This is a genomic window from Exiguobacterium sp. s75 (assembly GCF_018617145.1).
Taxonomy (GTDB): domain Bacteria; phylum Bacillota; class Bacilli; order Exiguobacteriales; family Exiguobacteriaceae; genus Exiguobacterium; species Exiguobacterium profundum.
In genome coordinates, this window is record NZ_JACSJQ010000001.1 from 88,942 (window position 1) to 100,942 (window position 12,001).

12 protein-coding genes are annotated in these 12,001 nt (G+C 48.9%); 11 read left to right on the forward strand and 1 reads right to left on the reverse strand.

The genetic code is table 11. The annotated features are described in order from the left end of the window. Nucleotides 1-10 precede the first annotated feature (10 nt). The 7 genes from KNO68_RS00470 (at nucleotide 11) to KNO68_RS00500 (ending at nucleotide 8,594) form a co-directional block, all read left to right on the forward strand. Complete coding sequence (locus KNO68_RS00470; RefSeq protein WP_214689326.1) at nucleotides 11-1,513, forward strand: alpha-amylase family glycosyl hydrolase; 1,503 nt, start codon at nucleotides 11-13, stop codon at nucleotides 1,511-1,513. Nucleotides 1,514-1,567: 54 nt separating this feature from the next. Next, complete coding sequence (locus KNO68_RS00475; protein ID WP_078146452.1) at nucleotides 1,568-2,611, forward strand: LacI family DNA-binding transcriptional regulator; 1,044 nt, start codon at nucleotides 1,568-1,570, stop codon at nucleotides 2,609-2,611. A gap of 236 nt (nucleotides 2,612-2,847) precedes the next feature. Beyond that, the gene (locus tag KNO68_RS00480; protein ID WP_078146453.1) at nucleotides 2,848-3,780 is read left to right on the forward strand and encodes a YsnF/AvaK domain-containing protein; all 933 of its coding nucleotides are present in this window, start codon (nucleotides 2,848-2,850) and stop codon (nucleotides 3,778-3,780) included. Nucleotides 3,781-3,867: 87 nt separating this feature from the next. After that, nucleotides 3,868-4,677, forward strand: a complete 810-nt coding sequence (locus tag KNO68_RS00485) for a YsnF/AvaK domain-containing protein (RefSeq protein WP_214758421.1) — start codon at nucleotides 3,868-3,870, stop codon at nucleotides 4,675-4,677. Beyond that, the gene (locus tag KNO68_RS00490; RefSeq protein ID WP_215111902.1) at nucleotides 4,674-5,093 is read left to right on the forward strand and encodes a YflT domain-containing protein; all 420 of its coding nucleotides are present in this window, start codon (nucleotides 4,674-4,676) and stop codon (nucleotides 5,091-5,093) included. The genes KNO68_RS00485 and KNO68_RS00490 overlap by 4 nt, the downstream gene beginning before the upstream one ends. 208 nt (nucleotides 5,094-5,301) lie before the next feature. Then, a complete protein-coding gene (locus KNO68_RS00495) occupies nucleotides 5,302-7,599 on the forward strand; it encodes a glycoside hydrolase family 65 protein (protein ID WP_078146456.1) in 2,298 nt (765 codons plus the stop codon). Nucleotides 7,600-7,745: 146 nt separating this feature from the next. Next, complete coding sequence (locus KNO68_RS00500) at nucleotides 7,746-8,594, forward strand: YitT family protein (protein ID WP_215111903.1); 849 nt, start codon at nucleotides 7,746-7,748, stop codon at nucleotides 8,592-8,594. Between the two features lie 114 nt (nucleotides 8,595-8,708). Here KNO68_RS00500 and KNO68_RS00505 read toward each other — a convergent pair whose 3' ends face one another. Continuing rightward, complete coding sequence (locus KNO68_RS00505) at nucleotides 8,709-9,521, reverse strand: Cof-type HAD-IIB family hydrolase (RefSeq protein WP_214685871.1); 813 nt, start codon at nucleotides 9,519-9,521, stop codon at nucleotides 8,709-8,711. Nucleotides 9,522-9,683: 162 nt separating this feature from the next. On the opposite strand from KNO68_RS00505, the gene KNO68_RS00510 reads away from it, so the two are divergent. From KNO68_RS00510 to KNO68_RS00525, 4 genes are all read left to right on the forward strand, one after another. Continuing rightward, the gene (locus KNO68_RS00510; protein ID WP_074032676.1) at nucleotides 9,684-9,878 is read left to right on the forward strand and encodes a YjzD family protein; all 195 of its coding nucleotides are present in this window, start codon (nucleotides 9,684-9,686) and stop codon (nucleotides 9,876-9,878) included. A 74-nt stretch (nucleotides 9,879-9,952) separates the two neighbouring features. Further along, nucleotides 9,953-10,375, forward strand: a complete 423-nt coding sequence (locus KNO68_RS00515) for a thioredoxin family protein (RefSeq protein ID WP_031421245.1) — start codon at nucleotides 9,953-9,955, stop codon at nucleotides 10,373-10,375. Then, a complete protein-coding gene (locus tag KNO68_RS00520) occupies nucleotides 10,372-11,151 on the forward strand; it encodes a phosphatidylserine decarboxylase (RefSeq protein ID WP_215111904.1) in 780 nt (259 codons plus the stop codon). Before KNO68_RS00515 ends, KNO68_RS00520 begins: the two co-directional genes overlap by 4 nt. Before the next feature lie 125 nt (nucleotides 11,152-11,276). Then, on the forward strand, nucleotides 11,277-11,903 hold the full coding sequence (locus KNO68_RS00525; protein ID WP_015880994.1) for a YqeG family HAD IIIA-type phosphatase: 627 nt from the start codon (nucleotides 11,277-11,279) through the stop codon (nucleotides 11,901-11,903). The last annotated feature ends 98 nt before the right edge of the window (nucleotides 11,904-12,001 follow it).

Genomic DNA, 12,001 nt, shown 5'->3' on the forward strand with positions numbered 1-12,001 from the left:
AGGAAGCGATATGAGGCGAGGCGTCGTGCTCGTGCTCCTGTCGCTTCTTTTGTTTCCGACCGTCGTCGGGGCAAAGGAAGCCGCTACTTGGGAACAAGAACGCATGTACTTTATTATGGTCGACCGATTTGTTGACGGGAATCCGGACAACAATGAACAGGTGGACAAAGATGATCCGAAAGCGTTTCACGGAGGCGATATCCGTGGGGTCATCGAGAAGCTCGATTATATCGAATCACTCGGCTTCACATCGATTTGGTTGACACCCGTTTTTGAAAATATGCCGGACGGCTATCACGGGTATTGGATTAAAGATTTTTATAACATCGACCCACAGTTTGGGACGAAAGAGGATTTACAGGAACTCGTTCAGGAAGCGCACAAGCGCGACATGAAAGTCATTCTCGACTTCGTCGTCAACCATGTCGGTCCGAACCACCCGTGGGTTAAAGAAAAGCCGGAATGGTTCCATGAACAGTTACCGATTGTATTTTGGAAAGACCAGGAGCAAGTCGAGACGCACTGGTTGTTCGACTTACCTGACTTCAAAACAGAGGATCCGGAAGTCAAATCGTATTTGATTGACGCGGCGAAGTACTGGATCGAAGAGACAGACATCGACGGCTATCGCCTCGATACGGTTCGTCACGTCGATAAAGCGTTCTGGAAAGACTTTGTCGAAGGTGTGCGGTCGGTCGACCCAGACTTTTACTTACTCGCCGAAGTGTTCGACCCAGACCCGCAATACGTCGCGCAATATGACGATCTCGGGTTCAACAGCATCACAAACTTTACGTTTTATGACCGGGTGTCGAAAACGATGACGCAACAGCAAGCGAACGTCGATGAGATTGACGTTGCCGCAAGCTATGCCGAAACGTTCTTCAACGACCCGAACCAGATGGCGACGTTCCTCGATAATCACGATGTCGAACGCTTCATGCATATGGCGGAACTCGGCGGTGTGGAATCAGCGGAACGACGATTACGCCTCGGGTTGTTCGCGCTTTATGCGTCACCTGGTATGCCGATCGTCTTCCAAGGAACAGAAAATGCGCAGACCGGTGGAACCGACCCGGCGAACCGTGTCATGACGGAATTCCCGGGAAATGAAGAGTTGCACGAATACGTCGCGACGATGAACCGCATGCGGGAAGAATATCCGGTCTTTGCGACAGGAGAGCAGCGCATGATCGCCTCAGAAGACGGGATGGCCGTCTTCGAACGGAAAGACGGAGATGACGTCGCGCTCTATGCGATCAACATGAATCGTGACGATCGGGAGATTGAGATTGATGTCAGTGAAATCGGGGAAGATACGAGACTTCGTGGTCTTTTATTCTCACAACTGGTCACAGATCAGCGCGGAACGTTTACAATTGAACTGTCTGGTGAAAGTGCGAACGCTTACATCGTTGAGGAATCTTCGGTCAATCCGTGGATGATGGGCTTGCTCGTCGTTACGATTCCGATTTTCTTGACTGGTTTGGTCATGTGGAAGCGCCGCAAATAAAGACATGAAACGCCGCAAGGCACGAATCGAACTCACGGAAGCAGGGGGAACACCATGCAAATCACAATCAAAGATGTGGCGAAGCACGCGAACGTCGCGCCGTCGACAGTCTCTCGCGTCATCGCCAACAGCCCAAGAATCAGTCAAAAGACAAAAGAACGGGTTAGAAGTTCCATGGAAGAGCTCGGGTATCATCCGAACATTCATGCGAGAAGTCTCGCTAACCGCTCGACGCAGTCGATTGGTCTCGTCATGCCGAGCGCGGCAACAAAGACGCTTCAAAACCCGTTCTTCCCGGAAGTGCTACGAGGAATTAGCACGAAGGCGCACCAGAATGGATACTCGCTTTATATGACGACCGGCGTGACAGAAGAAGAAGTTTTGTCCGGTGTGATCGAGATGGTACAAGGACGCCGTGTCGACGGTGTCATCGTTCTTTATTCACGTGAAGACGACCAAGTCGTCCAATACTTACGTCAAACGAAGTTTCCGTTCGTCGTGGTCGGTAAGCCGTTCGGGGACGCTTCTTCCATCACTTACGTCGATACGGACAACTATTTGGCTGGTCGTGAAGTGACGAAACACCTTTATAACTTAGGTCATCGTCGCATCGCCTTCATCGGGGGATCGGATAAACTCGCCGTCACACAAGATCGTCGGAACGGGTACGCGACGGCCCTCATGGAAGCAGGCATCCCGGTATGCGAAGATTACATCGCCCGGGCTGAATTCATGACGAAGGGCGGCGCGAAGGCCGTGCGTGAACTGTTACAAAATGAGGAACCACCGACAGCCGTCGTTGTCAGTGACGATATGATGGCACTCGGCGTCATCAGCACATTAAGCGAGATGGGGCTCAAAATCCCAGAGGACGTCGCGGTCGTCAGTTTCAATAACGTGTATATCGCGGAACACTCGAACCCGCCACTCACGTCGGTCGAAATTAACATCTTCGGTCTCGGTTTCGAGGCGACGAACTGTTTGATCGAACAAATCAGTGATAACGCTCCACCTTATGGGAAACGCGTCATCGTTCCGCACTATTTAGTCGTTCGACAATCATGTGGTCAGAAAAAGAAAACAGAAGTCGTCGATTAAACGAAATTCTTCCGCATCCTGTGGAAGAATTTTTTTGTACAAAAATTAGACGCATACAATAGTAGAATAATCAATCGGTCAAAAGTCATAATATTACATAAAGATTACAAATGTGAAAACAGTGCTTGAAAAGAAAGCGTGGGGGAACATTCACATTACCGGTTCAAATAGCAGATTGTTGTGAATCTGCCAAACCAACAACCAAAAAATAAAAAATTTGAAAGGGAGATACAATCATGGATAACAAACGTTATGTAGGTACTTACTATCAGGAGTCAGAGCTTGTTTCAAAAATTGATGAGCTTCGTGCTCAAGGGCATCGCGAAGATGATTTATACGTAGTAGTGAAAGATAAATCGAACCTTTCAATGGTTCAAGGTTCAACGGATGCAGAAGTAAAAGAAACGAAAGCGTCATGGCTTGATCGCTTTTTCGGAGTAGCAGACGAAGGAGATGAAGTTCGTCACACTTTTGATAAACTCGGTTTTTCAGAAGAAGAGACAGCGCGCTACCATCAAGACATCGAGAACGGTGGCATGGTTCTCTTGTTAGATACGAATGACGGCGTGTTCGATAATGGTCGTAACGATACGTTCGAGGGCGGTCGCACATCAGCAGGTTATGGTTCAGAAGGGAATGAGGCAGGTAACACGACTGCTCATAACCTTGGCACAACTGGGGCTGGGATTGGCGCTAACCGTTTAAATGATATGGACGAAGACATCCGTAACCGTACGGACTTGACGGACGAACAGAAACTCGAGTTGCACGAAGAGCGTCTCCTTGTGAACAAGGAACGTGTGCAAACCGGTGAAGTTCGCGTCGATAAAGATGTCGTCGAACGTGAAGAACGCGTGGACGTTGAAGTAGAGCGCGACGAAGTGTATGTTGAACGCCGCCGCGTCGACGGAGACCGTGAAGCGACAGGACATTCTTATGATGCGACGACAGAACGTGATGAGATTCGCGTTCCAGTCACGGAAGAACGTGTCAATGTGACGAAAAAAGATGTCGTGGCCGAAGAAATTGTCGTAGGCAAAGAAAAAGTCAAAGATACGGAAGAGGTACGTGAGACGTTGCGTAAAGAAGAAGCGCATATCGAAGGGGATGATGACCTTCGTCACCGCGATCATGATCACACGCGTCGCGATGAGCGTGACCGCCTCTAATCGATTGACCAGTATCTCGACAAGGATGGCTCTCTCTAAGGGACCATCTTTTTTTTCGCCAATTGTCACCATAGGAGGACGAAAGCTATGAAACATGCGATTATCTCAGAAGTATTTGATCAGCCGGAAACGCTGCTCAATCGAACGGTCGATTTGAAACGAGAAGGTTACGCCGAAGAGGACATGTACGTCCTCGTCAAACGAGCTGACGTCGCGGACGTGGTTCGACGCCAGTCGAAGTTATATGTGCTCGTCACCGACGAACCGGGTACGGTCGCCTCACTCGTCACATCGAGCGAGCGACCGATTGAACGCTGGATCGGCAGCATGCGGCTCACGAAGGAGCAACAGGATCGCTTCACGCAGGAAATCGAGCAGGGACGACTCTTCTTGTACGTCGATGCCGACCGTGGCGACCAATCGTTTAAGGTCGACCGTCCAAAAATGAAATTAGAACCGGAGACGGAAGAACAGACGCTTGCCTTGCACGAGGAGCGCTTGACCGTCGAGAAACAAGCAGTACAAACGGGTGAAGTCGTCATCAATCGCTACATCATAGAAACCAATCAAGAGATAGAGGTTCCGGTCTTAAGAGAACAAGTTCATGTAGAGAGGAAAGCCGGTTCAGAGGATGTGCTCGAGGACTACGACTTTAATCGGTCGGGATTTCGTACGATTGACGAAGGGGATCATCTCCGAATTCAAGTCATCGAAGAACGGGCGTTCGTCGTGAAGCGACCTGTCGTCGTCGAAGAAATTGTTGTTCGGAAGCGTGTGACGGAAGAGATTGAGACATTGACCGAAACGCTCCGTAAAGAAGAACTCAAAGTGAGGGAAGTCGGGCAAGCCGATGTGACCATTGATAACCAGACAACCCAAAAGGATGAGGAACGATGAACAAAAGTCGATTTGTAGGCACTTATCAGAATGAGGCGGCTCTCGTCGCTAAAATCAACCAATTGACCGAACGAGGCTATGAGGAGCGCGATTTATATGTCGTCGCGCGAGACAAAGATGACATCTCGCTCGTCAAACGTAAGACCGATGCGAAAGTGGAAGAAGCGAGCGCGAACTGGATGCAAAAGTTCGCAGGTGTGACCGAAGGCGAACAGGAAGTGAAGCGGGTATTGCTTGACCTCGGTTTTGCTGACGACGACGTCAACCGCGCTTATGGCGATATTTTGAACGGAGTCTACGCTTTGATTCTCGATGAACCGGACACAGGATTCAATGACGGGAACACTCTGGCGTTCGAAGGGCACGAAGCGAATGGGGCGTTTGGTGATAATCCGGAAAATGAACAGAAAGATTGATTGAAACCGTCTCGATGAGAGGCGGTTTTTTTGATTGTAAAATGTGATGAAAAAAAGAAATAAAAAGTTTTATGCAAACGATTGCATTCTCGTTTCAGTTGTGTAAAATGAAAGGTGAGATTAAATACAGCGCTTTCATAGACAAACGGTTGCATAAACTAGTTGTCCGACGAAGGTAGCCTTGTAGAGAAAAAGGAGTGGCAGACAGATGAAACGATTGTTTGCAGTCGATGAATGGAAAGTAACAGAGGAAGGTCTTCACCCGAAAGAGAACCGCCTTGCAGAATCCATCACATCGCTCGGGAACGGGCATATGGGGATGCGAGGAAACTTTGAGGAAGATTACTCGAATGATACGCACCAAGGATTCTACGTGGCGGGCGTCTACTACCCGGACAAAACACGTGTCGGTTGGTGGAAGAACGGATACCCTGAATACTTTGCCAAAGTGTTGAATGCGACAAACGTCATCGGTCTCCGCGTGGTCATCAATGGGACACCGGTCGACTTGGCGAAATGGGAAGTGAAAGATTTCACCCGTGAGCTCGACATGCAGCGTGGTGTCCTCACACGGACGTTCACCTTGATGAACGGGACAGAAGAGACGAAAGTGGAAGTCGTCCGCTTCTTCTCAATCGTGGATAAAGAAGTCTTGGCCATTCGTTACAACGTCACACCTGTCAACTACGAAGCAAAAATTGAGTTCACGCCATATTTAGATGGCGATGTCGTCAACGAAGACTCGAACTACGATGAGAAGTTCTGGCTTCCGGTCGACCGTGGTGTGGAAGAACGTTTCGCTTTCGTTACGACGAAGACGAAGAAACTCGACTGGCATGTCACGGCATCGATGATCGCGGACGTAGAAGGTGCTCGTTGTGAAGTGCTTGAAGCGACAGATTTGTTCGTTGCCAACAAGTTCACGGTCAACGTAGCTGCTGGTGAGACAGCGACAGCCTACAAATATGTGTCGGTCGTCACGAACCGCGACCACGAGATTGAAGCATTGCAGTCAGCTGGGATGACACGTGTCGAAGCGGCGTTCGAAAAAGGATTTGAGACACTTCTCGCTGAACAGACGGAAGCATGGCTCGCACGCTGGGAAGATGCGGATGTTCGTATCGATGGAGACATCGAAGCTCAACAAGGAATCCGTTTCAACATCTTCAACATGTATCAAACATATACAGGTGAAGACTCACGTCTTAACATCGGTCCAAAAGGATTCACAGGTGAGAAGTACGGCGGTGCGACGTATTGGGATACTGAAGCCTACTGCCTGCACTTCTATTTGGCGACAGCCAAACCAGAAGTCTCATGGAACTTGCTCAAGTACCGTCACAACCAATTGCCACAGGCGAAAGAGAATGCTGTGAAGAATGTCGGTATGGAAGGTGCGCTTTATCCGATGGTCACAATGAACGGGGAAGAGTGTCACAACGAGTGGGAAATCACGCATGAAGAGATTCACCGTAACGGTGCGATTGCCCATGCGATCTTCAACTACACGAACTTCACAGGCGACAAGTCGTACCTTGGACAATACGGATTGGAAGTATTGGTCGAGATCTCGCGTTACTGGGCTAGCCGCGTCAACTTTGTCCCGCACAAAGACGTGTATATGATCCTAGGCGTCACAGGTCCGAACGAATATGACAACAACGTCAACAACAACTGGTATACGAACTTGATCGCCGCATGGACGCTCGAATATACGCAAGAAGTGTACAACTACTTGAAAGAGGCAGAACCTGCACGTCTCGAAGAGCTCGTATCGACACTCGGCATCACGGATGCTGAACTTGCGAAGTGGGCAGACATCCAAACGAAGATGTACTATCCAAAAGATGATCTCGTTCCAGATGTGTTCATGCAACAGGACGGATTCATGGATAAAGAGCAGATTTTGGTGAAAGACCTCGATCCGAAACATCTTCCACTCAACCAAAACTGGTCATGGGATCGCATCCTTCGCTCGAACTTTATCAAACAAGCTGACGTCCTCCAAGGACTCTATACGTTCGGTGACCGCTTCACGGTCGAACAGAAACGTGCAAACTTTGACTTCTACGAGCCACGCACGGTTCACGAATCGAGCTTGTCACCATGTGTCTACTCGATCATTGCGGCAGAAGTCGGTTATGAAGACAAAGCGGTCGAATTGTACCAACGTTCGGCGCGCCTTGACCTCGACAACTATAACAATGACACGGAAGACGGATTACACATCACGTCGATGGTCGGTTCGTGGATGTCCATCGTTCATGGATTCGCCGGAATGCGCATTCAAGAGGATAACCTCTCGTTCAGCCCGATGATTCCGAAAGATTGGAACGGTTACTCGTTCAACATGCTCTGGCGCGGCCATCACTTGACGGTCACATCATCACGTGAACAAGTGACAATCAAGCAAACAAGTGGTACAGATGTGACCATCCATGTATATGGAAATGCAGTGACAGTTCCTGCAAACGAGTCGATTACAATTGAAACAGTGAAAGCGTGACCAATCGTTTCATACGAACAAGCCGACCTCGGTCGGCTTGTTTTTGTGTGAAAAACTTATCGGATTTCCTGCATATTTGCTGTATGCAGCATGAATAATCTATGTTATCTTGATTCTTAGCTATTTTGAGAAAGGGGAGTTGAAGCTTGACGGAAGCCGTTAAAGAACATACACGAATCGGGGTTGTCTCGATCATCGGAGGATTGTTCGTTGCCTTATCCATGACATTATTTTTAATTCCAGCTGGCGTCTATTCGACAGGATTTACGGGTCTTGCCCAAATCTTGACGAAATTGTTAGAGGGTACACCGCTTGAACTAGGGGAAGGACTCTGGTTCTTTATTCTGAACGCACCACTGCTCGTCGTCAGTTATTTTATGCTCGGGCGGAACATGATGATCCATACGCTGGTCAGTGTCGCCTCGGTCACGTTGTTCATTCGTTTGCTTCCGCAATCGCAGCTTCTCTCGGACGATCCGCTTTTGAACGCTGTATTTGGCGGTGTGCTCTTGGCAATCGGCTCGGGGATCACGATTCGGTATGGAGCCTCGACGGGTGGCTTTGATATTGTCGCATTGATTTTGGCGAAATTCACGAACAACTCGGTTGGGGTCTATCTCTTCTTGATGAACATGATGATCGCCCTCGCAGCAGGTGCCTTGTTCGGATGGCCGACAGCGCTTTATACGATCGTCTTCTTGTATGTGACGTCAAAAGTCATCGATGAGATTTACACGAATACACAGCGTCAAACGCTCTTCATCGTGACGAATCACCCGGAAGAGGTGACAAAGGAACTACATCAACACGTGTTCCGCGGGATCACGCTCATGCCGGCAATCGGGACGTACTCGAAAGTCGAGAAGGCGACGCTCATGATGGTTGCGCAACGACACGAAGTGCGTGAGATTACGCGAATCTGTAAAGATGCAGACCCATCGGTTTGGATCAATATCTTGCCGACAGAGGACGTCGAAGGGACGTTCCGTCGCTAAACATGCATGAATGAATCACAAAAAAGAGGGGTCCGGCCACCGAACATCGGTGACCGGACCCCTCTTTTTATCAAAAATCTTTAAAACCGGCTAGTTATGTCCCAGCCTCTTTCGTTATGCCTTAATGCCAAGTCGCTCTTCTAAGAAGAGGGCAATCCCGTCATCCATATTTGAAGCCGTCACTTCGTTGGCTACATTCTTCAATTGGTCGATGGCGTTCCCCATCGCGACACCGGTACCGACATAGTCGAGCATCTCGAGGTCGTTCTCTTCGTCACCGAAGGCGATAATGTGCTTCCGGTCAATGTTCAAGTGCTTCGAGACCTCTTGAAGCCCAAGTGCCTTCGATGTGTTTTTGCTCATGACTTCAATCATATGTTCGGGCATACGCCACTGACGGTTCAATACCGCCTCCGCATGAATGTCGTCGAGTTGGGTGCGGACGTGCTCGACGTGATCTTTTGTCGCATGAATCAATAGGGACGTCGGTTCGTCCTGCAAGTGTTTCAACAAGTTACCTGATGTGACGCTGAGCGCACGTTCTGCATACGGACTATAGAACTCTTGCGGGTCCTTTTGGAAGTACACGTGGTCCGTCACTTCGACGACGATGTTGTGTGCTTTCGTATCCGCCACTTCTTCAATGATGTCATGGGCGGTCTTGAGCGGGATTGGGCGGTGTGTCACCGCGTAATTCGCATCTTTTGGGTGATGTACGAGCGCCCCGTTGAAGTTGACGAGTGGTGTCGTCAATCCCATTTGCTCATAGTACATGATCGAATGGCGCTTTGGACGCCCTGTGGCGATCATGACTTCATGACCAGCTTCACGCGCCGCTTGAAGAGCGCGGAGGTTTCGTTCGCTGATTGTTTTATCATCTCTTAATAACGTTCCATCTAAATCGACTGCGATTAAATAACGTGACATCAGTCATCCTCTTTTCTTCACAATGATGTTTCTACGACCGTATCATATTTTTCGATTCGACGGAAAGAATATACAATCGAAGTCGCATATTCTATTCGAACAATGCTATACTAATGTCGTATGAATTTTTACGAATCATCTGTGAGATGGAGGGGACGTTCAATGCGTTATTTAGTGACATTGATCTGGGCGATTGTGCTCTCGAATACAGCGGTATTTATCATTTCTGCCGTTGATGGTGTAGAGTTCAACGCGATGCTCGCGACAGGATTTGGCGTGGCCATCACAATCTTCGTTGCACTTCTCGATGTCTTGAATCAAGACATGGGAATCAGCGACGTTGCACAAGAGAAGTAAGCCGTCTACAATCAAACTGACTCGTGCATGAGTCAGTCTTTTTTCTTTATCCAACATAGAGGAGGATCACACATATGAAAAACCCTGAAAAACGCGCGAATTTTATCACGTTCGCCATTATCGGTGCGATTATCGTCATCGGAATCGGTTTGTTGTACTTTTTAAATGGAAACAATACTGACGATGGTGTCAACGCCGTCACAGCAGATGAATTGCAACAACAATTAGATCAAGATGGTGAAGTCGTCGCTTACTTCTGGCAAACGGGCTGCGAATACTGTGAGCAAGTGAAGCCTTATGTCGAACCCCTCATCGAAGAATATGATGCGGTCTCCATCAACTTGGCTGACCATAACGTATGGACGACGTATGGGATTGAAGGTACGCCGACTATCATCCGATTTGAAGATGGAAAAGAGGTCGGTCGCATTGAAGGAGCGGTCTCTGAACAACAATATGAGACGTTCTTTAAAAATGAGGAGGCCAAAGAGGAATGAAGCGTCGTTTCTACCAAACGTTATTTGAGCTGAACGCCTCGCCTTGGATCGCCACACGCCTCAAGCGTTTCGCAGAATCAGATGTGAGTCGTCACTTGATTCCATCGTTTGCAAAAGTATATGACATTGCGGTAGAAGAGGCAGAGCAACCGCTTGCTGCCTATCCATCACTGCATGCGTTCTTTACTCGTCACTTGAAGCCGGGAGCGCGTACGATTGATGAGTCATCCGATACCCTCGTGTCACCGTGTGATGGCAAGTTATCGGTCATCGAATCGATTTCAGAAGACAGTCGTTTCGAGGTGAAAGGTCAGTCGTATACGCTTGCGGAGTTACTCGGTTCTCAACAAGAAGCAAGACGTTATGCAGGGGGGACGGTCGTCGTCCTCTACCTCAGTCCGCGCGATTATCACCGCGTCCACACACCGCTCTCTGGTCGTGTGCTCAGTCACTATGAGCTCGGGGACCGTTCGGCGCCGGTGAATGAAATCGGATTGACGGAGACGGTTCGACCGCTCTCACGCAACTACCGTCGCGTGACGCGCTTTGACAGCCCAGCCGGAACGTACGAACATATCATGGTCGGTGCCTTGAACGTCAACACGATTGAGTGGACGCTCGAAGGAGACCAGGCGGGCAAAGGAGAAGAGGTGGGATACTTCTCGTTCGGTTCGACCGTCGTCCTTTGTTTTGAGAAGGATACGATTCAAATGGACCGTGAAAAGATCGGTCCGGTTCGACTCGGTGAAGTCATCGGGACAATCAAATCCAACTAATTTTGTGTCAATTTTCTTCCGACCGAACGATAGACTAGTCGTTTGGTCGGTTTTCGTTTACCATAGAAGGGATATCAATACTTGTATAAGTAGTTGAATCGTTTAGCTAATTGGAGGAATTTTACGTGTTTAATCGACTTTATCCGAAACAGTTCGTCGCGTCTGTGTTTGACATCGACCTACAAGAATTGAAAGACCGTGGGGTGCGCGTCATTTTGACGGACCTTGATAATACACTCGTGGCGTGGGACGTCCCACATGCGCCAGAGCTTTTATTGATGTGGCTTGAAAAAGTGAAATCATACGGTTTCGATGTGATTGTCGTATCAAATAATAACGAGAATCGTGTACGAACATTTACGGAGCCGCTCGGCCTTCATTATGTCGCTCGTGCTAGAAAACCATTACCATCTGGATTTAAAGCGGCACTCTCGAAATATGGGTACTCGCCGAAGGAAGCCATCTTCTTAGGGGACCAGCTGTTCACAGACGTTCTCGGGGCGAACATGGCGGGCATTCATGTCATTCATGTGCAACCGGTCGTCAAAACGGACGGACTCGTCACGAAATTTAACCGGATGCTCGAAAAAGTGGTCTTCGCACATATGAAGCGTCGTGGGAAGTATGTATTGATCACGAAAAAAGTGGAAGAACTTGCCGTTGACGCACAACGGGCAAAAGTCGCGGTCGCTGAAAAAATCGGTGAGGCCATGCATCCACGTTCCGAAGATTCACATAAAAAAGATGAATAAGACCTCGAACGCACAGGAAGAAGGAGGCTGCCCATGTACGGCGAGCAAGGCGTCGGAATTAACGCTTCAGGAGTAGCAGCGAGGTGCTACGGTGAATG